27 protein-coding genes are annotated in these 23725 nt (G+C 40.8%); 24 read left to right on the top strand and 3 right to left on the bottom strand.

The genetic code is table 11. The features are described 5' to 3' along the window. The first annotated feature begins 70 nt into the window (after window positions 1-70). Window positions 71-835, top strand: a complete 765-nt coding sequence (locus ABC374_RS14180) for a TerC family protein (RefSeq protein ID WP_413018483.1) — start codon at window positions 71-73, stop codon at window positions 833-835. 390 nt (window positions 836-1225) lie between these two features. On the opposite strand, the gene ABC374_RS14175 is transcribed toward ABC374_RS14180, so the two are convergent. Continuing rightward, window positions 1226-1468, bottom strand: a complete 243-nt coding sequence (locus tag ABC374_RS14175) for a hypothetical protein (RefSeq protein ID WP_413018481.1) — start codon at window positions 1466-1468, stop codon at window positions 1226-1228. Window positions 1469-1695: 227 nt separating this feature from the next. Here ABC374_RS14175 and ABC374_RS14170 point away from each other — a divergent pair, with 227 nt between their 5' ends. From ABC374_RS14170 to ABC374_RS14120, 11 genes are all read left to right on the top strand, one after another. Continuing rightward, window positions 1696-2406 (top strand): anthrax toxin lethal factor-related metalloendopeptidase, encoded by a 711-nt coding sequence (locus ABC374_RS14170; RefSeq protein ID WP_350299168.1) that lies wholly within the window; start codon window positions 1696-1698, stop codon window positions 2404-2406. Between the two features lie 57 nt (window positions 2407-2463). Further along, complete coding sequence (locus ABC374_RS14165; protein WP_413018479.1) at window positions 2464-3258, top strand: thymidylate synthase; 795 nt, start codon at window positions 2464-2466, stop codon at window positions 3256-3258. Beyond that, window positions 3255-3740 carry a dihydrofolate reductase gene (locus tag ABC374_RS14160; protein WP_413018477.1) on the top strand — a complete coding sequence of 162 codons (486 nt, stop codon included), beginning with the start codon at window positions 3255-3257 and terminating at the stop codon, window positions 3738-3740. Before ABC374_RS14165 ends, ABC374_RS14160 begins: the two co-directional genes overlap by 4 nt. Window positions 3741-3889: 149 nt before the next feature. Further along, the gene (gene ilvA, locus ABC374_RS14155; protein WP_413018475.1) at window positions 3890-5158 is read left to right on the top strand and encodes a threonine ammonia-lyase IlvA; all 1269 of its coding nucleotides are present in this window, start codon (window positions 3890-3892) and stop codon (window positions 5156-5158) included. 194 nt (window positions 5159-5352) lie between these two features. Further along, complete coding sequence (tatA, locus tag ABC374_RS14150; protein ID WP_034307557.1) at window positions 5353-5544, top strand: twin-arginine translocase TatA/TatE family subunit; 192 nt, start codon at window positions 5353-5355, stop codon at window positions 5542-5544. 84 nt (window positions 5545-5628) lie between these two features. After that, window positions 5629-6375, top strand: coding sequence for a twin-arginine translocase subunit TatC (gene tatC / locus ABC374_RS14145; protein ID WP_101225286.1), 747 nt, complete (start codon window positions 5629-5631; stop codon window positions 6373-6375). 137 nt (window positions 6376-6512) lie between these two features. Further along, a complete protein-coding gene (locus tag ABC374_RS14140) occupies window positions 6513-6776 on the top strand; it encodes a DUF2535 family protein (protein WP_306804680.1) in 264 nt (87 codons plus the stop codon). A 229-nt stretch (window positions 6777-7005) separates the two neighbouring features. Continuing rightward, the gene (locus ABC374_RS14135; protein WP_413020362.1) at window positions 7006-7848 is read left to right on the top strand and encodes a DegV family protein; all 843 of its coding nucleotides are present in this window, start codon (window positions 7006-7008) and stop codon (window positions 7846-7848) included. Between the two features lie 143 nt (window positions 7849-7991). Continuing rightward, window positions 7992-8582: an SCO family protein gene (locus ABC374_RS14130; RefSeq protein WP_413018472.1), complete on the top strand. Its 591-nt coding sequence runs from the start codon at window positions 7992-7994 to the stop codon at window positions 8580-8582. Window positions 8583-8860: 278 nt separating this feature from the next. Then, window positions 8861-9703, top strand: a complete 843-nt coding sequence (locus ABC374_RS14125; RefSeq protein ID WP_413018470.1) for an SGNH/GDSL hydrolase family protein — start codon at window positions 8861-8863, stop codon at window positions 9701-9703. Beyond that, window positions 9700-10284, top strand: a complete 585-nt coding sequence (locus ABC374_RS14120) for a YpmS family protein (RefSeq protein WP_350299162.1) — start codon at window positions 9700-9702, stop codon at window positions 10282-10284. The genes ABC374_RS14125 and ABC374_RS14120 overlap by 4 nt, the downstream gene beginning before the upstream one ends. Before the next feature lie 54 nt (window positions 10285-10338). On the opposite strand, the gene ABC374_RS14115 is transcribed toward ABC374_RS14120, so the two are convergent. Beyond that, window positions 10339-11088 carry a DUF4397 domain-containing protein gene (locus ABC374_RS14115; protein WP_413018468.1) on the bottom strand — a complete coding sequence of 250 codons (750 nt, stop codon included), beginning with the start codon at window positions 11086-11088 and terminating at the stop codon, window positions 10339-10341. Between the two features lie 183 nt (window positions 11089-11271). Here ABC374_RS14115 and msrA point away from each other — a divergent pair, with 183 nt between their 5' ends. Together msrA and msrB are read left to right on the top strand one after the other, a co-directional pair. After that, the gene (msrA, locus tag ABC374_RS14110; RefSeq protein ID WP_350299160.1) at window positions 11272-11814 is read left to right on the top strand and encodes a peptide-methionine (S)-S-oxide reductase MsrA; all 543 of its coding nucleotides are present in this window, start codon (window positions 11272-11274) and stop codon (window positions 11812-11814) included. Next, entirely contained in the window at window positions 11804-12232 is a 429-nt protein-coding gene (gene msrB, locus ABC374_RS14105; RefSeq protein ID WP_101225279.1) for a peptide-methionine (R)-S-oxide reductase MsrB, read from the top strand. The genes msrA and msrB overlap by 11 nt, the downstream gene beginning before the upstream one ends. A gap of 51 nt (window positions 12233-12283) precedes the next feature. Here the strand turns inward: msrB and ABC374_RS14100 are convergent, their stop codons facing one another. Further along, the gene (locus tag ABC374_RS14100) at window positions 12284-13372 is read right to left on the bottom strand and encodes an SGNH/GDSL hydrolase family protein (protein WP_413018465.1); all 1089 of its coding nucleotides are present in this window, start codon (window positions 13370-13372) and stop codon (window positions 12284-12286) included. Between the two features lie 305 nt (window positions 13373-13677). Here ABC374_RS14100 and ABC374_RS14095 point away from each other — a divergent pair, with 305 nt between their 5' ends. The 10 genes from ABC374_RS14095 (at window position 13678) to kamA (ending at window position 23725) form a co-directional block, all read left to right on the top strand. Beyond that, the gene (locus ABC374_RS14095) at window positions 13678-13833 is read left to right on the top strand and encodes a YjcZ family sporulation protein (RefSeq protein WP_137017678.1); all 156 of its coding nucleotides are present in this window, start codon (window positions 13678-13680) and stop codon (window positions 13831-13833) included. Between the two features lie 282 nt (window positions 13834-14115). Further along, window positions 14116-15090, top strand: a complete 975-nt coding sequence (locus tag ABC374_RS14090) for a S66 family peptidase (RefSeq protein WP_350299158.1) — start codon at window positions 14116-14118, stop codon at window positions 15088-15090. A gap of 221 nt (window positions 15091-15311) precedes the next feature. Next, window positions 15312-15641 (top strand): hypothetical protein, encoded by a 330-nt coding sequence (locus ABC374_RS14085; RefSeq protein ID WP_413018462.1) that lies wholly within the window; start codon window positions 15312-15314, stop codon window positions 15639-15641. Between the two features lie 181 nt (window positions 15642-15822). Further along, entirely contained in the window at window positions 15823-17187 is a 1365-nt protein-coding gene (locus tag ABC374_RS14080; RefSeq protein WP_413018460.1) for an aspartate aminotransferase family protein, read from the top strand. A 74-nt stretch (window positions 17188-17261) separates the two neighbouring features. Beyond that, on the top strand, window positions 17262-17900 hold the full coding sequence (locus tag ABC374_RS14075) for a CoA transferase subunit A (RefSeq protein ID WP_413020361.1): 639 nt from the start codon (window positions 17262-17264) through the stop codon (window positions 17898-17900). After that, window positions 17867-18532 (top strand): 3-oxoacid CoA-transferase subunit B, encoded by a 666-nt coding sequence (locus ABC374_RS14070; RefSeq protein WP_413018458.1) that lies wholly within the window; start codon window positions 17867-17869, stop codon window positions 18530-18532. Before ABC374_RS14075 ends, ABC374_RS14070 begins: the two co-directional genes overlap by 34 nt. Window positions 18533-18541: 9 nt before the next feature. Continuing rightward, complete coding sequence (locus ABC374_RS14065; protein WP_413018456.1) at window positions 18542-19813, top strand: peptidase; 1272 nt, start codon at window positions 18542-18544, stop codon at window positions 19811-19813. Window positions 19814-19891: 78 nt separating this feature from the next. Continuing rightward, on the top strand, window positions 19892-20740 hold the full coding sequence (gene ablB / locus ABC374_RS14060; RefSeq protein WP_413018454.1) for a putative beta-lysine N-acetyltransferase: 849 nt from the start codon (window positions 19892-19894) through the stop codon (window positions 20738-20740). 82 nt (window positions 20741-20822) lie between these two features. Then, on the top strand, window positions 20823-22202 hold the full coding sequence (locus tag ABC374_RS14055) for a sigma-54 interaction domain-containing protein (protein WP_413018452.1): 1380 nt from the start codon (window positions 20823-20825) through the stop codon (window positions 22200-22202). A gap of 119 nt (window positions 22203-22321) precedes the next feature. Continuing rightward, a complete protein-coding gene (kamA, locus tag ABC374_RS14050) occupies window positions 22322-23725 on the top strand; it encodes a lysine 2,3-aminomutase (RefSeq protein WP_350299152.1) in 1404 nt (467 codons plus the stop codon).

The raw sequence follows: 23725 nt of genomic DNA, 5'->3' as shown, positions 1-23725 counted from the left end.
ATAACGGGGAACAATGTTATTTTAAAAGGTTTTCTAATTTTGCTGTTATAGTAGCAGAGGAGTCTTTATCATGTCAGAGTTGTTAAATAATATCACGCAAACGTATGCGCAGTTTTTTGACTGGCATATGTGGGTGGAGGTTTTATCCGACCCGGTGAGCTGGGGGTTGATTGGAACGCTCGTATTAATGGAAGGGTTGCTATCAGCGGACAACGCTTTGGTATTAGCTGTAATGGTCAGGCACCTTCCGGAAAAACAACGGAAAAAAGCACTTTTTTACGGTTTATTAGGTGCTTACGCTTTTAGATTTATAGCGATTGGAATCGGTGTTTTCCTCATTAAGCTTTGGTGGGTGAAGGTGATTGGAGCCGCCTATCTTGGTTGGCTCTCATTTAAATACTTTAGGGATAAAAGGAAAAAACAAGCTGATGAAGATATTCAGGGAATGAGTAAAAACAGCATACTGATCCGTATGTTTGGTACCTTATGGGGAACGGTTGCGGCAGTGGAATTGATGGATATAGCATTTTCCGTCGATAGTGTCTTGGCCGCATTCGGGGTGAGTGAAAAAGTCTGGGTGCTTTTGACAGGCGGAATGATCGGTGTCTTGATGATGCGGGGAGTGGCGGGATTATTTCTAAAATTGATAGATAAGGTTCCTGAATTGGAAACTGCCGCATATGTCCTCATCGGATTCATTGCTATAAAAATGTTATTGGCCGTTGCAAGGATAGAAATTCCGCCGGCGATCTTTTTTGCCTTTATTTTGCTGATTTTCGGCACCACGATCATATTCCATTTGAAGAAAGGGAAAAAGCTCAAGGAACATGGTTGAGCACTAATTAAAAAAGCTGTCATCTAAAATGATGGCAGCTTTTTGTCGCAAAAGTTTCAGATGGTATCATCCCGAAGCTCTTTTAAGATTTTTTGTTCTTAATTAGACTTCCCCAATTACGAATATTACCATTTCTTGATCTCTCCATAAAAAAGCTCATATTTAAATCAAAGTTGATTGGTGCGGGTGTGCGAGACTCCTGCGGGAAAAGCGAGTCCAGGGGAGACCCCGCAGGCGCAAAGGCGCCGAGGAGGCTCCCGGACCGCCCGCGGAAAGCGAGTGCTTGGAGCGGAAATCAACGTCTAAATTGTACACCTATAAAAAAACTGTAGGTAGACTCGATTTTCATCGAGGTTGCCTACCCGTTTGAAGCTGACATCAAATACGATGTCAGCTTTTATTTTGGAAAATATCAAGTATTTGAAGAAGGGCTGTAAATGTTGTGAAAAAAAGAAATGGCAATAAAAAGTTAAGCCAAAGTGAAGACAGTAGCGGATGCAGCAGTATGCCAAATAAGATGGAGAACAGAAAAAGGTCGAGAATGATGAACACTCTTAAACTGTAAATATCAAGCACTTCTTCAGCAAGTTCACGGTGCTCATTCAAGATGGCTTTTTTATTATTGGTTTCCATGCGATCACCTTAAACCTTTTACGATTATATACTGTTGATATATGAAAAGTGCGGATCAATGGTTCTTCTAATGATGAATGTGCAACCCAAATTACCAAAAAAACATAGAGTTTTTACATTAGGGCAATATGTTATACTAATATAATAGTATCAAAGGTTTAGAGAATATAAATAACATATATTTACTTAACATAAATGAGGAATGGATGAAGAAGGGGGAGAAGCGTGTGAAAAGGAAGAAATGGTTATCCATACTTGCATTATTTGTCTTTTCATTCTCAATGCTCTCCTATTCATTAGCGAAGGATGAAGGGGTGAAATGGCGGAATTTACCCAAAGATAATCTTTTAAGACAAGCTGAACTTTTTAAGGGCAATAAAGAATTGCAACGAATATTTTTATTTCCAGAAGAGGAGTACGATGAAAGGGAAGCACTTAAAATTGCTGGTACCATAAATAAACTGCCTCATTCCCTTTTGGTGAAAACAGCTGAAAGTGGTGTGAGGATCAAACTATTCGATGGTGATTTAACAGAAAATCAATCCGCGGCAAAATTAAAGGGGAAAAGCCCGCGTGGTTATTTGAATAAAGAAACAACTTGGGATGATGTGCCTGGTATGGGCGGATCACATACGGTACTGGTTAAAATCGGGGCAAGTGACAAGGGCAACGGGCATGGCTCCGTTAATTTGGAACTGCATGAGCTGGGGCATTCAATTGATAATATAGTGTTTGATGGAATCCGTGAAGACATGGATTATTTGAAGATTTGGGGTAAGGAAGTGGATGGGCTGTTTCCAGGTATTACGTATTTTTCCAATTACCCTGAGGAATACTTTGCAGAAACGTTTGCCATGTTTTATGTGAACGATGAACAAAATCAATTGCTTAGACAAAAAGCACCCAAGACTTATAATTTTATTAAACAATTAGATTAAACATTGGGCAATAATACGTTAAAATAAGGAGAATGAAAGTAGAAAAGGTGGTTTATCATGAAGCAATATTTAGATTTATGTAAGCATGTACTCGAAAATGGAACGCAAAAGGGTGATCGTACGGGAACAGGAACGATCAGTACCTTTGGATATCAAATGAGATTCAATTTAAAAGATGGATTCCCTGTACTAACAACGAAAAAGGTTAGTTTAAAAGCGATTATCCATGAACTATTGTGGTTTTTGAAGGGTGATACGAACGTTGGCTACCTTCAGGAAAATAGCGTGCGCATCTGGAATGAATGGGCTGATGAAAAGGGAGAATTAGGTCCGATTTATGGTCATCAATGGCGTTCTTGGGGAACGGCTGATGGAAGGCAAATCGATCAAATCAGTGAATTGATTGAACAAATCAAAACGAATCCAAATTCAAGAAGGCTGATAGTCAGTGCTTGGAATGTTGGTGAACTGGACGAAATGGCCTTGCCGCCTTGCCATGCTTTCTTTCAATTCTATGTCGCTGATGGCAAGCTTTCATGCCAGCTATACCAACGTTCAGCGGACGTCTTTTTAGGTGTTCCTTTTAATATAGCTTCATATGCGCTCTTAACGATGATGATCGCCCAAGTGTGTGATTTGGAAGTTGGCGAATTTGTACATACTTTCGGGGATGTCCACATCTACTCTAACCACCTTGAACAAGTGGAACTGCAGTTGACTCGTGATCCCAAACCATTGCCAATCATGAAAATCAATCCGGATGTGAAAAATATCTTTGATTTTAGATTCGAGGACTTCGTTTTGGAAAATTACGAAGCCCATCCCCATATAAAAGGTGAGGTTAGCATATGATATCATTGATAGTGGCTATGGATCAAAATCGTGTGATAGGTAATAACAATAAACTGCCGTGGCATTTACCGGCAGATTTGCAGTATTTTAAAAAAGTGACGATGGGCCATCCGATCGTCATGGGCCGAAAAACATTTGAATCGATTGGCAGGGTCCTGCCTGGCCGCGAAAATGTCATCGTTACCCGCAATCAGGATTTTAAAGCGGAAGGCTGCGTAGTTTTACATGATATAGCAGAAATCAAAATGTTTGCAGATACCCGAGATGAGGAAGTCTTCGTGATTGGCGGAGCTGAAATCTTCAAGGAAATCCTTCCTTTTACCGACCGCTTGTATATAACGGAAATCCATGAAACCTTTGAAGGTGATACTTTCTTTCCTGTGAATGATGAAAATGAATGGGATAAAATCTCTTCAAACCCAGGCAGCATCGATGAAAAAAATCGATATGCACATGATTTTATTATTCTACAAAAAAAATAAAGTGCTAATCCGATTATGGGAAATGACCATAATCGGTTTTTTTTTGGTATGAAACAAACAAAAGAAAGAATTTTTAGAAAAATCAATTACATTAATAACAGTAAAGTGCTATAATGATTGAATTCATTAGGAAGGAATGAGGGATTGTTATGAATCAGACTGCATCTAAGAATAGGGGGATTCAATTGGAAGATATTCTAATTGCCTATAGAGAACTGAAAGAAATCGTTTTGCATACTCCTTTACAAAAAAATCAGAGACTCTCTGAAAAATATGATTGTAATGTTTATTTAAAACGTGAGGACTTACAACACGTACGTTCCTTTAAATTAAGAGGGGCTTACTATAAAATGAAAAGCCTGACCGCTGAAGAGACGAAGAATGGAGTGGTTTGTGCCAGTGCAGGAAACCATGCACAGGGAGTGGCGTTTTCCTGCAGCCAATTGGGTATCCACGGGAAAATTTATATGCCTGCTACAACTCCAAGGCAAAAAGTCGATCAAGTTCAGCTATTCGGCAGGGATAATGTGGAAATCATCCTTATCGGGGATACATTCGATGATGCATTTGCCATGGCGATGGAATGCTGTGAAAAAGAAGGCCGTTCCTTTATCCATCCATTTGACGATGAAAAGGTAATCGCCGGGCAGGGTACAACGGCTGTAGAAATCCTGAATGATTGTGAAGATGGAATCGATTATGTATTTGCTGCTATGGGCGGTGGCGGTTTAATGGCTGGAGTATCAAGTTATTTCAAATCGGTTTCCCCAAATACGAAATGCATTGGAGTGGAGCCGCAAGGTGCTGCTTCGATGGAATACTCCTTCAAGGAAGGAAAAGTTTCTGAACTTGAAAACATAGATACATTCGTTGACGGAGCAGCTGTCAAGTGTGTGGGACAGTTGACATATCAGCTTTGTAAGGAAAACCTGGAAGATATCATTGTCGTCCCTCCAGGCCAAATCTGTACGACGATTCTCGATTTATATAATCAGCATGCGATCGTAGCTGAACCGGCAGGAGCTATATCTGTAGCCGCGTTGGATTTATATAAAGAACAAATCAAAGGCAAAACGGTTGTTTGCATGGTCAGTGGAGGAAATAACGACATTGGGCGTATGCAGGAAATTAAGGAGAAATCCTTATTATATGAAGGGCTGCTTTATTACTTCATCGTGAATTTTCCGCAACGTGCTGGAGCTTTAAGGGAATTCCTTGATGAGGTGTTAGGACCGAATGACGATATAAGCCGTTTTGAATATACGAAGAAAAATAATAAAGAAAGCGGGCCGGCACTGGTTGGTATTGAGCTAAAAGATAAAAATGATTATGAAGGGCTCATTCAAAGGATGAACAAGAAAGGATTCTCTTTTGTAGAGGTCAATAAAGACAGTAATTTATTTCACTTATTGATTTAATCATGGACAAAATGTTAAATTAGGATAGAATAATACCTATGTTTTTACATTTTATTCTGCCGGCCCAGTCGTATATGGGCATACTGTCGATAATTGTTACCATTCTATGACGAATTGCCAGTTCCCTTTCAATTGGTTGGAAATGGTATTATAATCGGAGTAGGTCTAATTACAACACCAAAGGGGATGTATCCATGTCGAACATTGGAGTACCTGGTCTAATTCTCATCTTAATATTGGCATTAATTATCTTTGGTCCTAAGAAACTTCCAGAAATTGGCCGTGCTTTTGGACAAACGCTTCGTGAGTTTAAAAAATCCACTAGTGATTTAACAAAAGGTGATTATGAAGAAGATAAGAAGCTGCAACAAAAAAATCATGAATGATTGAATGCTGGGCGTAAGATGGAATCGTCTTGCGCCTTTATGCTGGAACAAGATACGGATTTTCAGATGAAGGCGTGATCAACTTTGGAAGATAAAGAATTAAATATCATCGATCATCTCGATGAATTGAGAAAACGGCTCATCATTACAGCTGTTGCTTTTGTCATCTTTTTTATCGCCAGTTTTATTTATGTTGAGGAGATTTATAATTGGTTCGTGAAGGATCTCGATTTTGAACTGATGGTATTGGGACCGAGCGATATAATCTGGATTTACTTTATGCTTGCAGGTGTCGTAGCCATTGCGGCAACGATACCGGTAATTGCCCTGCAAATCTGGTTATTCGTTAAACCCGCTTTGATGCCAAATGAAGTAAGGGCGACCCTTGCCTATATTCCGGCACTTTTCCTGCTTTTTATCGGAGGGCTTGCTTTCGGTTATTTTGTCATCTTCCCGACCATTCTTCAATTTTTGATTGAATTGGGCGATGGGATGTTCATAACCAGTTTTACAGCGGATAAGTACTTTTCATTCGTATTTAATATGACGATACCTTTTGCTGTTTTATTCGAGCTTCCCGTCGTTACCATGTTTTTGACCTCCCTTGGCATAATTAATCCTTATGTGCTTCAAAAGTTAAGGAAGTATGCATACTTTGTACTGGTTGTCATAGCGATATCGATTACGCCGCCTGACTTTATGTCAGACTTTATGGTGATGGTTCCGCTGCTGTTATTATATGAAATCAGTATTTCTTTATCTAAAGTCGTCTATAAACGAAGGGTGAAACGTGAAAGCTTGCGGGAAGGCACCTACGAGGAAGGTTTATAAAAAGAGGTCCATAAAGGCATTTTGCCCTTTATGGGTCTTTTTTTTTGTGAAAGTCAATCTGATTTGTCTGTTTTTTTACACATTTGAATATTTATACTTTTGGATTTATTGTGTATAATGTAAGCAATCGGTGAAAAATGAGGATTGATATTTTGATGTTCAAATGCTTGGAATTCAAAGATTGTTTTGGACATAAGGTCACAATTTCAGAAATACCTGTCTTATTGCCTAGTGATCCGAATTTTTTTATGTTGACCGTGCGTTTGGAAGTATTTGTAAAGAAGGTTTTTGCCAATAAAGATCATAAAGAAAATTACTCATTTAAGCATTATTTAGCATCCGTACTCAAATGGCCCGTTTATAACAAGCTTTTTTTTGGAAGTTTACTAAATAATGCTTAATGCGGATTGTTCCATAGCTAACTTCTCCGTTAAAAGAGATGACACGAATGCCATGTAATATCGAATAAATCGGCATGTGTTCAAGTTAGCTCATGGGACGGTTCTTTTTTTTGCGATCATTTCAAAAGAATAGTATCACTTCACTTGAAAAAAAAGAAAACCTTTGGTTTGAATGCGTACCTTGAATAGGTATAATACAATAGATATGTTAATTTAGGGATGTGTAATGATGAATAAAGTAAAGATAGTAACAGACTCGACAGTAGATATGACACCTGAGGAACTGGGATTTTATGATATTACAATGGTCCCTTTATCGATTTTTATAGATGGGGAGACTTTTTTGGATAAGGTTGAAATCGAACAAGAAGAATTCCTGAAAAGAATGAACCAGTCAAAAGAACTGCCAAAAAGCTCACAACCAGCCGTAGGTACCTTTGTGGAGGTATATGATGAACTAGGAAAAGACGGCAGCGAGATTATATCCATACATATGACAGGTGGCATGAGCGGCACAGTTCGCTCAGCGGAAAGCGCAGCAACCATGTCCGAAACGAAGGTTACCGTTCTTGATTCGAAATTCATTTCAAAAGCGATGTCATTCCAGGTGATCGAGGCAGCGAAGATGGCGAAGGAAGGGAAATCCGTAGCTGAAATAATTGATCGACTGGAACATATTAAAAAGCAGTCAAGTTTAATCATTGTCATAGAAACACTTGATAACCTCGTTAAGGGTGGAAGGATTGGCAAAGTTTCTGCTTTTATCGGTTCATTGCTGCACATAAAGCCGATTGCACTTCTTGATGATGGTGTACTGAATCCTGTATCCAAAGCTAGGAGCCAGTCACAGGTCGTGAAGTTCATCATCAAGAAATTCAAAGAAGATACTCAGGGCAAAAAGATTAGAGGCATTGGTTTTGTACATGCGAATGGCCTTGAAATAGCGGATAAAGTCCGCCACGCCATTGCAGACTTAACAGGATATCAAGACATAAAGATAGAAGCAACGACTGCCGTTGTCAGTACCCATACAGGTGAAGGCGCCATGGCGATCATGTATTATTGGGACTGATAAGGATATACCATATGAAACTGCGGTTTTGTCACTTTTACAATTGTCTTTAATTCGTAGAAATAGTTGCTGTTCTCATTTCGAATGGTCTGTTAGAATAAATGAAGTAACAGAATATTTTATACATAAAGGACGGGGTAGAGATGAGAAAGCTGCAATTGCTTATGGCAGCTATGGGAGCATCGATTTTATTGCTGTTGACAGCATGCGGTTCCAATGGAGTACCTGATGCCAAAAATTGGGACCTTGAAGATTTCAGTTATATCGATCAGGAGGGGAAACCTTTCTCAAAAAGCGATCTAAAAGGAAAGGTTTGGGTAGCTGATTTTATATTCACAAGCTGTGAGACGGTCTGTCTCCCAATGACTTCGAATATGACGAAGCTGCAGCAGCAATTGAAAGATGAAGGTATTAAAGATGTAGAGTTCGTTTCATTTTCAGTGGACCCGGAAATTGACAAACCTGATGTTTTAAAAAAGTTTGGTGACCAATTTAATGTGGATTACGGCAACTGGCACTTTCTGACCGGTTATGGACAGGAAGAAATCGAGAAGTTTGCATTGGATAACTTTAAAACAATCGTCAAAAAACCAGAAGCAGAAGATCAGGTGATTCATGGGACCAGTTTTTTTCTGATTGATCAAGAAGGAAAGATCATCATGGATTATACAGGTCTGCAGGATATTCCGTTTGATGAAATCATTAAGCATATTAAAATTTTACAGAATTATTGAACAGGTTAAATGACCTGTTCTTTCTGTTTTCATCCATCCTTTATTATAGAGCTTTAACGTTAATGAAAATGAGCAATAAGTTTTTGAAGAAACAGCGGTAGTGAAGAATGATTTTACATGCTCAGTACATGCTAATTTTTATAGGACTAGCTTTAATTCACTGCATTTTTCATATTGTATAGTAAGGAATGCTCAATTCTGGAAGTACAATGAAGGTATATTGTTTGCAATCTTTCGTTTTCTGCATGATATAATATATGGGTAGGAAGGTGAGGGTCATGAGGTACAAAATCACCTGTCTTTTCATATGCCTAGTTTGGATTTCAGGCTGCAGCCAAAGTGAAACAGCCTCAAATCAGCCATCTGTTCAGCAGAAAAGCATAGTTGAGCTGAGTAAAAAGGAAACCATTCCTGCCAGCTTTTTTCCGGACCCAGTGAAAATCGTATCGATTGGCGACTCCTTGACTCAAGGTGTCGGTGATAGTAAAGATAATGGCGGGTATCTGCCTTATTTACAAAATAAGCTGGAAAAAGAACCATCGATTACTTCAGTTGAGATGATTAATCATGGCATACGTGGAAATAGGACCGACCAACTATTGAAAAGACTGGATAAGACTAGGATTAAAGAAGACATAAAGCAAGCTGACTCGATTGTCGTCACAATCGGTGGAAATGATATCATGAAGGTCTTTAAACAGAATTTCTCCAACTTGGAGCTGAATCAGTTTGAATCGGCAAAAATAGGGTATGAAAAAAGATTAAGGCAGATACTTGATAAGGTTCGTTCCGAAAATGATTCTGCGCAAATTTACCTTGTAGGCGTCTATAATCCATTTTCCAAATGGTTCGGAGATTTTTATGAACTTGATATGATCATGAATGATTGGAATGAAAGTGGAAAAGAGATCATTGAAGAATATGATTCAGCCTATTTTATTGAAATAGCAGACATTTTCGAGAATTCCGAAGAAGATTTGCTGTATGCCGAGGATTATTTTCACCCAAATGACCGCGGATATGAATTAATCGCGACAAGAATCTATAATGATATGGATATTACCACTATCGGAAAGGACACATTGGAAGCGAGTGCCAAAGGAGATGGTGACCAAGAATGACAAATGTCAAATGGAAGACTTTGTTTATTTCCCTATTAGCCCTAAACATCCTGGTCATCTTGTTTGTAACGATTTTAGTTAATCTGCCGACTAAAGATAAAGATCTGATACCCAAAGTAAGCCATGAAGAAGATATCCAATTTCAAATTCACACGAATCGGGAAGATTTGACAAGATTAATCAACCAGTATCTGGATAAAGAGGGGTTGACGGGATCCATTCACTACGAAGTGTATTTAACGGATGAGGTGGAGCTATACGGAACAATGCCATTTTTCAACCGTGAAGTGGAAATGAAATTGACTTTTGAACCAATTGCCCAAAAGAATGGGGATTTGATTCTTAAGCAAAAATCAATTGAAGTCGGTAAAATGAACCTTCCTGTTTCATATGTAATGAATTTAATTAATGAGCGTTATAATATGCCGGATTGGGTTAGCATCAGTCCCAATGACGAAAGTATTTATGTGTCATTACAGGATATGGAACTGAAAAGCGATATTAGGGTTAAGGCGAATGAATTCGATCTAAAAAATGATGATATTTCATTTTTATTGACCATCCCATCATCATTACAGTGATAGTGAATAGATGGATAAAAAACCAGGATCGATGCATCCTGGTTTTTTATCCCTTTATGGAGATAGCGTTAAGGTTTCTAGTGAGGATGACTGCCGATTCGAACCAATTAAATAAATGGTTGTGGGAGTATTTACTTGGAAGGCTTTGTTTGGCAAAGGGAGTGCGATCTCTTTTGTCCCAGCTATCCTCACTTCGAAGTCTACTATCATGGGATGTATATTAAGATATTCGCTTGCTTTCCTGAAATGGAGTTGATCAAAAACGACATCTCCATCTTTGACGGCAATATCCACCGAGAGTAAATCATGTGACAGCTGGATGAATCGTACCTTTGCTTCATTTGGAGGAACAAATGGATCATCTTTGAAAGATAACATGTTCAATGATTCATTAGCCAGGGCAGATGCAAGAGCAATGGTATAGAAAGTCCCGCTTTCGAGTGTCACTTTACAGCTTAAAAGGGGTAAGGCGCTTTGTCCGCTGTGGTATATTTCCAATGGGTACTTGCCAGGCGGGAGTGGTAAATAACCATTGTTCTCTTTATATGAGAAATTTTTAAGAATACGCATTTCATTTACATAAACATCAAATGAGGGAGCTGTTGGAGCTGCATGTAAAAAGCGTACTTGTGCAGGCAGCAGGACATTCATTTGTTCATATTCCAATTGTTGTGTTGATTTTTCGAGACTTTTCAAATGTTTATGGTAATAATAATCATGCATTTGCGGATCGCTGTTTTTGTAATAAGACGATAGTAAATCATATCTTAGAGATTTTTGTGAATATGATTGTTTATCGCTCATTTCCGACACCTCTCATTTTTCCAGTATGTTCTTATTATATGTTGTCATGCTTGGGCGTGTGTCTCCCAAAAGAGGTGAGACGATTTTTCGTAAAAAGGGTCGATCGGCATATTATTTTACAGGGTCATATAAAAGCGTTAAAATTCATTCAATGGATTGTTTGTAAAAAAGGAGGATTTTCATTTGACAAAGCAGTTAGAGAAGGCAACATTCGCAGGCGGATGTTTCTGGTGCATGGTGAAACCGTTCGATGAACAGCCTGGCATCGAATCCGTTATCTCCGGCTATACGGGCGGGACTACGGAAAACCCTACGTACAAAGAAGTTTGCTCCGAAACCACGGGCCATTATGAAGCAGTTCAAATAACCTTTGATCCAAGCGTATATCCATATGAGGAGATAATCGAGTTATTCTGGCAGCAAATTGACCCGACAGATGCTGGCGGGCAATTTTATGACCGGGGAAGTTCTTATCAAACGGCCATTTTTTATCATGACGAAAACCAACGTGAAATTGCAGAAGCATCCAAAGCTAAGCTGCAGGCAAGCGGGAAATTTTCAAGACCGATCGTAACGCCGATTATACCGGCCAAAACGTTTTATCCAGCCGAGACATACCACCAGCATTATTATAAAAAGCAACCTGAGCATTATGAAAGATATTCGATTGGTTCAGGAAGGAAAGCATTTATACAACATCACTGGGGGGAAAAAAATGAAAAGTAAAGAAGAATTAAAACAGAAACTCACTCCGATTCAATATGAAGTCACACAAAATAATGGAACGGAACCAGCCTTTAACAATGAATATTGGAACTTGAAGGAGGAAGGATTATATGTGGATATCGTTTCAGGAAATCCTCTTTTCACTTCAAAGGAAAAGTTCGATTCAGGCTGCGGTTGGCCAAGCTTCACTAAACCGCTTAAAGAAGAGGAAGTAGTGGAAAACCTCGATACGAGTTATGGTATGAGAAGGATAGAGGTTCGCTCAAAAACTGCCGATTCTCATCTGGGTCATGTTTTTAATGATGGGCCGGGACCGTCGGGATTACGCTATTGCATCAATTCTGCATCATTAAGGTTCATCCCGCTCCAAGATCTTGAAAAAGAAGGATACGGAGAATACAAAAAGCTGTTTGATTGAATGCAAAACCCCCTATCAGCTAATGATAGGGGGTTATTTATTGGGTAATATTCAATCTGTGATGATGGACGCGATCCGGACATATGGAATGGTGGTAAGTTCCATTGCTTTAGTCCTGCCAGTCACCTCAAAACGGACAGTATGTGAACCGGGACGGAGCCCATTTGTGATAAATAAATATCTTTCACGGGCAAATGGCCACCACGTATTCAAAGTCGTGATTTCATTTCCGTCAATCCATACATTCACTTCCCCGCCATCAGGACTTCTAAGCAGTTTCACACCAAGCATACTTCCTTTGAAGGTATATTCAATCACACTGCCCTTTTCACTGCTAGTGAAATAGCCACCCCTTGGACGGAAACCGCTCATTTTTCCATAGTGGTCAATTTCAGATAATTCAAATCCAGAACGGGCATGCAGCTTAGATGGAAGGCCGGCTACAGTCTTTTCCCGTTTGATGTTATCCAGGAACCGTTCATAAATTGCATCAGCATATAATTTATAACCCAGCCCATTTGGATGAATCAAATCTCTTGTCAGCTGTTTTTCCGTATATCCTGAATCCTTGAATATAGGTCGCATATCCACATTGGTTGCACCGTAATGTTTGGATAAAAGTCCGATGGCTGACGCAAATTCATCATATTTCAAGGAACTCTCTGTTATTGTGAATAATTCAGCATTAGGGTGGAGCCGTTTCGCCTTTCTCATTAATGCTTCATATGTCATGGTAAAATCATCGACATTCATATATTTGCGATCATTCTCACCAAAAACGAAGAAAATCAGATCTTTGTGATCATGCTCCCTTTTTTGGGAAAGCTTGAATAGGCCTTCAAAAGCAGTGGCTCCGCTTTGGACCACGTAGTCACCGTGTAAAGAAATATCATTGGCTTCATTCATCTTATTTTCTAACTGGTTGAACCATGTTAGATCAGGCTTTTCAGCTCCCGACCCTCTTCCGATACTGTCACCAATGACGAGATATTGAATGGGCTGGCCTGATTGGAATTTTTGATAAACATTTATCGAATCATCTGATCCATATGTTTTAGGGACTTTTTGAAGGATATAGCTGATTAGAAGGATCGTGGCGATTGCAGCGAAAGGGATGAAGGATTTTGCGTTCGTTTTCAATTATGTTCCCCCGTATTGCCTTTTATGTATCCATGTAGGTATGAGATAGCTTAAAGAGGCTAAGAATTGTTTTTCCTTATTATATCCCAATTTTAACGTAACACAATAAATATGAAACGTTTTTTTTGACATTTTTCATGGTTACTTGCGGTATTACAGCCATTGAATGAATAACGGTGAAGATGGTGTTGCTTGAAGTTTTTTCTTAAATTCAGAAAAATAGGCAAATGCACAGACCAAGGCGGGCGTATTGACATATGGTAAGGTGTAAAGAGAAATAAGAATTCTAAAAGGAGTGAAACTTAATGTACGGATATGGTGGAAATGTTGCAGGACCAGGATTCGGTTATGGTGGCGGTGGATACGGCGGCGGCGGTTGCTGCGGATTTGGATCAGGCTTCGCATTAATCGTTGTCTTGTTCATTCTTTTGATTATCATCGGCGCTTCATTCTGCTGCTAATACAATAACCTAAAGACCAGCTGATAAAGCTGGTTTTTTCTTTATGTAAGGAATGTGGGTGGACCTTTTTAGATTCCATGGTTGTCGACTGAAAAGGCAGGTTAAATCCAAGTTGGACAGGCGATACATAACCAATCTTATTTCCAATCCTGATACCGGCATGGCCAATTTGCAAGAAAATAACTTGTGTGAAGGACATACCATAAAGGTTCTGGGTTTTTCTTTGTTCACCATTTCTGCTAAAATAACGACAGAATGTAATTAATTTAGGGGGATAAAGATATGAAACCTTCCCGTTTACAAGCAGGGGATGAAATTCGCGTAATTGCTCCTTCAAGAAGCTTGGCGATTGTCAAAGGGGAACAACGCAGATTGGCAGAAGAAAGGTTGACTGACCTTGGTTTTAAAGTGACATATGGTGAAACGGCTTTGTTCCATGATGACTTTTTCTCGAATTCGATCGAAGACCGGATCGAGGATTTGCATGAGGCGTTCAGGGATCCAAATGTGAAGGGGATTTTTACAGCCATCGGGGGGTATAACGCTAACCAATTGTTACGGTATATCGACTATGATTTGATTAAGGAAAATCCAAAAGTGTTGATGGGTTATAGTGATATAACCGCAATTTTATTGGCCATTTATAATAAAACAGGTTTAACTACATATTCAGGTCCTCATTTCTCGACGTTCGGGATGAAGGCTGGTCTGGAATATACGATGGAATATTTTAAAAAGGCTGTAATTGAAAGTGCAGGCTTTTATCTTGAGCCAAGTGAAACGTGGAGTGATGATTCCTGGCATTTAGAACAGGATGACCGAACTTTCCACCCGAATGGTGGATATATGGTCATTCAGGAAGGTGAAGCGGCTGGGACAATCATTGGAGGTAATCTTTGTACACTCAATCTATTACAAGGGACAGAGTTCATGCCATCTTTAAAGGACAGTATCCTTTTCATAGAAGATGACGAAGAAAGCCACCCATTCAGTTTTGACCGGGATTTACAATCCTTGCTCCATCAGCCAGGTGCAAGTGGGATTAAAGGAATCGTCATCGGCCGTTTCCAAAAGGATTCAGGAATGACTGAATATGCCTTGCAGGAAATCATCACCTCCAAAAAGGAGATAAATGGCATACCTGTGATCGCAAATGCCAACTTCGGTCATGTCCATCCATTTGTAACGGTGCCGGTTGGTTCAAAAGCAGTAATGAAGGTGAAGAACGGAAAAGCGACGATCCAGATCCTTTCATGACATATTATGAAGACGCCGTTCAAAAAGTGGACGGTGTCTTAATCTGTTCGGATATGTATGAATATATTTTGCATTCTGGTGTATTTTAGGAATCTTTCCTCTTGTAAGCCCTGGAAATTGTCCTATTTTACAAGCATTATTAGGGAATATGAGTCTAATAGTTCAAATTCTTTATTTTTCTGATATAATACTAAGAGATTTAAAATAGAAAAGGTGATTATGTGTTATTAACAATTCCAGCATCCATTCGTTTAGAAGGGGCTTTGGCCGAGTATAATAAAAAAGGCCGAGTGAGCCATACATGTTTCGTATGTAACGAAGACACTTCTAATGGGGATGCAAGTAACTTGAACTACTATAAGTTAGGAACTAAAAAAGTTTGTCATTCCTGCATGAAAAATGTTTTGCGTCATCCGTCTTTAAAAGAGTATGAATATGTACATACTTCAGTTATCGATAAAACTGCTTTTTATAAAAATGTGCTGGCTGTTTTAAAGGATGAAAGTTTTTTGGAGTCAATTCGTGAAGAAAAACTAAATACCGTATTGTAAGAAAAAAGTGTATCTCTTGCGGATACACTTTTTTTGTCGCCATTTTTTTGACAATCTCTCATGAAACCAAGAAACTTATCCGATTACATGCCTAGGCCAATTTCCTTAGCAAGATTGCCTTCACCTGGACATACACTTTATTATATTGCTTTGTTTTTAAAGAGAAGGAGTGTGCAGGCTTATGGAGCAGTCTTCATTGATCAAACCGGTCCTGGGAGGAGCCTACCCGACTATCAGTCATGGTCAGGGAGTTTTTTTGTACGATAAAGATGGAAAGGATTACCTAGATGCTTCTTCCGGTGCTGTTACAGCCAATATTGGCCATGGAGTCCAGGAAGTCATTGAGGCGATGGTCAAACAGGCTAAACAGGTTTCATTCGTGTATCGTTCCCAATTTACCAGCGATGCTGCAGAGAAACTTGCCGGAAAAATTGCAGAATTGACCAAAGGGGAACTGACCTACAGCTTTTTTGTAAACAGCGGCTCCGAAGCGACTGAAACGGCATTGAAAATTGCCATTCAGCATTGGCAGGAAAAAGGGAAGCCAAAGAAACAGAAAATCATATCGAGATGGATGAGCTACCATGGCATCACGATGGGAGCACTTTCAATGTCCGGACATCCGATTCGTCGGGAACGATTTACTCCTATGCTTGAATCATATCCTTCTGTATCTCCTCCATATTGTTACCGATGTCCACTTCAACTTGATTCACATTCGTGCGGAATGGCCTGCGCTTTGGAATTGGAAGCATCAATTCGTCGTATTGGCAGTGAAAATATAGCTGCATTCATTGCTGAACCTGTTATCGGCGCTGCAGGAGGGGCCATCGTTCCTCCTGATGGTTATTTTCGAAAACTCAAGAAAATATGCGAAGAGAATGATATTTTATTCATTGCGGATGAAGTAATGACCGGATTTGGACGTACCGGAAAGATGCTTGCTTCCGAATATTGGGATGTGGAACCTGATATTGTAACATTTGGTAAAGGCATGAGTGGAGGGTATACCCCGATAGCAGCCGCAGTAATGACCAAAAACGTGATGGAGCCCATAATGAAAGGCTCGAAATCAATTATAGGAGGTCATACGCTTAGTGCTAATCCGTTATCGTGTGCGGTATCTTTGGCCGTTTTGGAATATGTCGAAAGGAATGAACTTGTCGAAAAATCAGCCGACAGAGGGAATTACCTGATTAGGGGCCTGAAAAATTTGGCAGGGAAGTATTCCTTTATCGGTGATATACGCGGGAAAGGTTTATTGATTGGCATCGAGTTTGTCCAAGATAAAGCAACATCGGCCCCATTTCCGAAGGAGGCAGACGTGACCAATGAAATCATTGAATTGGGAATGAGAAATGGAATACTTCTTTATCCCGCAGCCGCAGGCCTTGACGGTGTAACCGGGGCAGCCATCATCATCTCCCCGCCGTTAACGATATCGGAAGAGGAGTGTGCTGAATTGTTAATGAGGGTCGATATAACTTTTAGGCAATTCAATGAATCGATAGGTAAACGTTCATCACAACAAGGAAGTGAGTCATAGTGGTGGAAAATACATTTCGGAAGATTTGTCGTTTGGAGGATGTGCGCCATCACTTTAAAGATCATCAGTCCATCATGTATGGGGGATTCGGTGGCATAGGGACGCCACCGGGATTGATCAATCTGATTTTGGAATCAGGCATTAAGGATTTAACCTTGATTGGGAACGATACAGGTTTCCCCGAAATCGGAATCGGAAAACTGGTCACGCAACGCCGGGCGAAAAAGATCATCGTTTCCCATATCGGTTCCAATCCTAATGCAGGACTATTAATGAACAATGGAGAACTCGAAGTGGAGTTCTCTCCGCAAGGGACACTTGTCGAACGCATCCGGGCCGGAGGAATGGGGCTAGGCGGTATATTGACTGATATTGGAATTGAGGCCGATATCGTCCGGGACGGCAAGCAAACCGTAAAGCTAGGGAAGAAAAATTATCTGGTGGAACCGGCTTTAACTGCAGATATCGCCATTGTTTACGCAGAAATGGCAGATCCTTATGGAAATCTTATATTTGATAAAAGCGCCCGGAACACGAATCCAATCGTTGCTGCCGCTGGACAAATCACTATAGTCGAAGCCATGCAAATCGTTCCGCTTGGCTCTTTGGATCCAGAGGACATCATTGTTCCGGGTGCCTTTGTGGATTATATCATTCCATCAAAAGGAGTCGATTGGAAATGGGTTTGGGAACAGAAGATAGAAATAGAATAGCGAAACGGGCAGCAGCAGAAATAAGTGATGGGATGCTGGTCAATTTGGGAATCGGCATTCCATCACTTGTACCGAATCATCTTTTGAATGACCATAAAGTTATGTTTCATGCGGAAAATGGCCTTGTGGGAATTGGCAGTACTCCTGAAACGGGGAAGGAAGATGCGCATCTTTGCAATGCAGGCGGACTGCCGATCACCATTAGAGCCGGGGCTTCCTACTGCGACAGTACTGTTGCATTTGGGATGATACGGCGTGGCAGGGTGGATATCACGATTCTGGGAGCCCTTCAAGTAAGTCAAGCGGGGGATCTCGCTAATTGGATTGTCCCGGGAAAGCGGGTGCCAGGCATGGGCGGTGCCATGGAGCTGGCGGCAAAAGCTAAAAAGGTCATTGTCTTGATGGAACATAATGATAAAGCGGGCATGTCTAAATTAGTCAAAAAATGTACGTTGCCGTTAACTGCCAAGAAATGCGTACATATGATCATCACTGAATTAGGCGTGTTTTCCGTAACTTCGGAGGGCCTCCTATTAACTGATGTATTTGATACGTCCAGCATTCAGGAAATCAGGAATCGGACCGAAGCCTCGTTTACCGTCTCTGAAAACATCCATATTTTAAAAGAATGAGAGAGGAGAATGGATATGTATGAGGAAAAAATAAAAACATGGTTGAATGAACATCGGATGAATGGGGTTCAGCTTTTGCAAAAACTGGTTCAGGAACCGAGCAAAAGGGGGCAAGAAGGAAGTGCACAAGCCATAGTGGTCGAGAAGTGCAGACAACTTGGTCTAGAAATAGATCTTTGGGAAATCGGGGATGAACAATTAAGAAAACATCCCCATTTTTATTGTGACCGCCGGGATTTTAAAGGAAATCCGAATCTTGTGGCTATTAAAAGAGGAACGGGGCAGGGGAAATCCCTTATTTTAAATGGACATATTGATGTAGTTCCTGAAGGAGATCTTGCAGCATGGCACGATGAACCGTATAGCGGCAAGCTAATGGACGGGAAAGTTTTCGGGCGGGGAACGACGGACATGAAGGGCGGCAATGTATCTTTATTGCTGGCCATTCAAGCGATCGTCGAATCCGGAATCAAATTGAAGGGGGATGTGATATTCCAGAGTGTGATTGAAGAGGAAAGCGGTGGTGCCGGCACACTTGCGGCAGTCATACGGGGGTACAAAGCTGATGGTGCAATCATTCCGGAGCCTACAAATATGAAACTATTCCCTTTACAGCAAGGTTCGATGTGGTTTCGACTGAAAATAAAAGGCAAGTCTGCACATGGGGGCACGAGGTATGAAGGGGTCAGTGCAATAGATAAAGCGGTTAGTGTAATGAAAGAAATCAAGTTGCTCGAACAAGAACGGAATGAGTCACTCCGTCATTCACTCTATAAAAATGTCCCTATCCCCATTCCAATCAACATAGGTAGCATTCAAAGCGGGAATTGGCCTTCCTCCGTGCCGGATACAGCCGTTCTGGAAGGTAGATTCGGCATCGCCCCGACAGAAACCATGGAAGAAGCACAAAAATCGCTGATGGAGCGAATAGATGCTTTAAATAAGAGTGATGCATGGTTTAAAGAAAAACCGATTGAATTAGAATGGTTTGGGGCCAGATGGATGCCTGGCAATCTCGAAATAGATCATCCGCTCATGAAGACAATTGGCACATATTATGAAAAAGTGGTAGGGGAGGAACCGCTTGTCGAAGCGTCACCTTGGGCGACGGACGGAGGGTATCTTTCATCGGTGGGCTCTACCCCCGTAGTTGTGTTTGGACCAGGGGAAACGAAGATGGCCCATGATTCGAACGAATATATAGAGGTGGATAAAATGATGGAGGCTGCGGAAATCATTGCATTGACCATGATAGAATGGTGTGGGGTGGACCAGGAATAATCATTTTTCCGGAGGTCTGATTCCAGGAAGGGTCAGGCCTTTCGCAACAATTTCAAAGTTTTGAAGGGAGCGGGACAAATGGAGGCTGGAATCATTGGAAAAAGGATTCAAAAGCCAAGGTGCACCATACATATTACGATTGACCATTTTAATAAGCGAATCAGGATTGATGATTATTTAGGTCATTTTCAAGAATGCGTGGAGGAATCTTTAAAGGTGGCTAAAGACATTTCAGCAGAAAAAATCATCTTCAAGTCACGCAAGGAAAACGTTCTGGCATTGCTTGCTCAGGGTTTTCTATATGAAGGAAGCATCGATAAATTCTTTTTGGGAAGCGATTGTTTCTTCCTTGTTAAATATAACCGGAATGCAAGGCGCAACAGTGCAGAATGGGAAACTGAAGATCAAATCCTTACCGATGTACAGAGGCTGCCGATAAAATCCGGATTAGATAATCCGCCTTCAGCCTATCAAGGCCGTAAAGCGGAAGTTACCGATGCACCTCAGCTGGCCCAATTGTATGGGGAGGTTTTCGAAGTGTATCCCACACCGATGAATGATCCGGTATATGTGAAAAAGTGCATGGAAAAGGGAACGGTTTTTTATATTTATGTCCATGAAGACAGGATTGTCAGTGCTGCTTCAGCAGAAATTGATTCCTTTTACCATAACGCAGAAATCACCGATTGTGCGACATTGCCGGAACATCGGCAGTACGGCTTGATGAAACACTTGATTTCCGCGCTTGAAGAATATCTTATTTCACATGGAATTTATTGTATTTATTCGATTGCCAGGTCGCTCTCATTCGGCATGAATGCTGCATTGCATCAGCATGGATACTCGTACCGCGGACGTTTGGCCAATAACTGTTACATTTTCGATAAACTGGAAGACATGAACCTTTGGGTGAAAAATTTCACTTGAATGCTCAATTTTAGGCGGTACATGACAAGTTTTTGGCATTTCCTCATATACATCTAGCAAGAAGGTCTTGAGGAGGGATATCTTGCCAAGTGAATTTTTTAATACAAGTGAAGTATTGGAAGCAATATTACAAACCATTGATGAAGGCATTCATGTGATAGATCCAAAAGGACAGACCATCTTTTATAACGAAGTGGCGGCCAATCATGATGGGATGAAAAGAAGTGAGGTGCTTGGGAAACCGTTGCTTGAAGCCTTCCCTTCTTTGAATCACAAATCATCGACATTGCTGCGGGTCATTAAATCTGAAAAACCAATCTACAACTATAGCCAATCGTATGTAAATGCACATGGGCGAATCATTGAGACGTTAAACACGACGCTCCCCATATATGTAGATGGGTTTATGATAGGCGCTATAGAGATTGCCAAGGATTATTCAAGCTTGAAGCAATTATCTGAAAGGTTAGCAGACCTGGAAAGCTCGCTCAAGACGATCAAAAGTCCTGAAAGGAAAACGCCCGGAACCGATGGATTATATTCTTTCACTGAAATCCTGACTATTGATGCTGGATTTAAAGGTCTGATCTCACAAGGGAAAAAGGCTGCCCGCTCCTCCTCATCGGTGTTGGTTTATGGGGAAAGCGGTGTAGGAAAAGAGCTTTTTGTTCAAAGCATACACCAGGGTTCGAGCCGCAGTAAAGAACCATTCATCGCGCAAAATTGTGCGGCCTTACCGGAAAATTTATTGGAATCGCTTCTATTCGGTACGGCTAAAGGAAGCTACACTGGTGCTGTGGAACGCCAGGGACTGTTTGAATTGGCCAATGGCGGAACCTTGTTTTTGGATGAATTGCAATCGATGCCGATTGACTTGCAGGCAAAGCTTCTGCGTGTGCTCGAAGATGGGTTCATAAGGAGGATAGGAGGTACAAAGAGTGTACAGGTGGATGTGAGGATCATGGCAGCGATGAATATAGATCCGGAAAAGGCGGTATCGGATAACAGGCTAAGGCCCGATTTATTTTACCGATTGAACGTATTGAGCTACGAGCTGCCTCCGCTAAGGGAGCGGATTGATGATATAGAGCTTCTTACTGAACATTTCATATCAATATTTAACAGTAAATTAGGATTGTCCATTAAAGGCATGGATGAGCAGACAAAGGTTTTTTTTCGGGAATATCATTGGCCTGGAAATGTAAGGCAGCTTAAACATACCGTAGAATTCATGATGAACCATACGGAGAATGATGTTTTAAACCTTGCAGATTTGCCCCAGTCTTTAAAAAAGCGCACCCCATCTGAAAAAATACTTCCGCTTCGTGAGGCCATGATTGAAATGGAAACAAAATTGATTACCGAGGCCCTTCTTCAAACGAACGGTAACGTTTTCCAGGCATCGAAGCTATTGCAGATTCCAAGGCAGACCTTGCAATATAAAATTAAAAAGCATATTTGAATGGAAAAAATCCGGATGCAGCCTGCAGTCCGGTTTTTTTTATGGGCCTTCGAATTATTGGGTCATTTTGGCACCCTTCTTGCATTTAATACTACTATCATAATTCAGGAGGTATAACCATGTTATTTGACTTATATAAGCCAGATCGCAATTGGAAAGATATAGAGCTATGGAAAGATGTAACCGAAGAACAATGGAACAACTGGCTGTGGCAGCTTACGAATACGATCCGAACTGTCGATGATTTGAAGAAAGTGATAAACCTGACTCCGGATGAAGAGGAAGGTGTGAGGATTTCCACAAAAACCATTCCATTGAATATCACCCCATACTATGCTTCGTTAATGAATAAAGATGACCCAAGGTGTCCAATCAGAATGCAATCGGTCCCAATCTCGGAAGAAATGCATAAAACCAAATATGACATGGAAGACCCTCTTCATGAGGATGAGGACTCCCCAGTGCCGGGACTGACCCATAGATATCCGGATCGCGTTCTTTTTTTGGTGACGAATCAGTGCTCCATGTACTGCCGTTATTGTACGAGAAGACGCTTTTCAGGACAAATTGGCATGGGCGTGCCCAAAAAACAATTGGACGCTGCAATCGGTTATATACGTGACACACCGGCAGTTCGGGATGTCCTTATTTCAGGTGGGGACGGATTATTGATCAATGATACGATCCTTGAATATATCCTCAAGAACTTAAGGGAAATTCCTCATGTTGAGATAATCAGGATAGGAACGCGGGCTCCGGTTGTTTTTCCTCAAAGAATCACTGAAAATTTATGCACCATTTTAAAAAAATATCATCCGGTTTGGCTGAATACTCATTTCAATACCTCGATAGAAATTACCGAGGAATCAAAGAAAGCATGTGAGATGCTTGCCGATGCAGGTGTACCTGTGGGCAACCAGGCAGTTATTTTAGCAGGGATCAATGACAGTGTCGCAATCATGAAAAAGCTGATGCATGACCTTGTTAAGATTCGTGTCCGCCCTTACTATATTTATCAGTGCGATCTGTCGGAAGGCATCGGTCACTTCAGGGCTCCCATTTCAAAAGGCATTGAAATCATTGAGGGGCTCCGAGGCCATACATCCGGGTATGCTGTACCTACCTTTGTCGTCGATGCTCCTGGAGGGGGAGGGAAAATCACGCTGCAGCCGAATTATATCCTTTCACAATCTCCAACAAAAACGGTGCTGCGCAATTTTGAAGGTGTGATAACCACATATCCGGAACCTGAGCAATATACACCAGGACTTGCAGATGATTACTTCAAAGGGGTATATCCTGATATGGAAGAAAGACAATCAGATATAGGTGTATCTGGTTTAATGAACGACAAGCAATTCAATTTAGTGCCTGAAGGACTGAAGCGAATGAATCGACGGGAAAATTACGTGACCAACCCAGAGCATGCTTCATTGAAAAACCAACGTGAAAAGCGGGATTTGTTAAAAGAAAAGAAATTCCAGGCACAGCAAAAAAAGAGCACACCTAAGGGAGATGAATAG

This window comes from Peribacillus phoenicis, from assembly GCF_047238085.1.
In the GTDB taxonomy this organism is placed as follows: domain Bacteria; phylum Bacillota; class Bacilli; order Bacillales; family DSM-1321; genus Peribacillus.
Note: the sequence above shows the minus strand (reverse complement) of the source record. Positions and strands in the feature narration are given on the sequence as shown.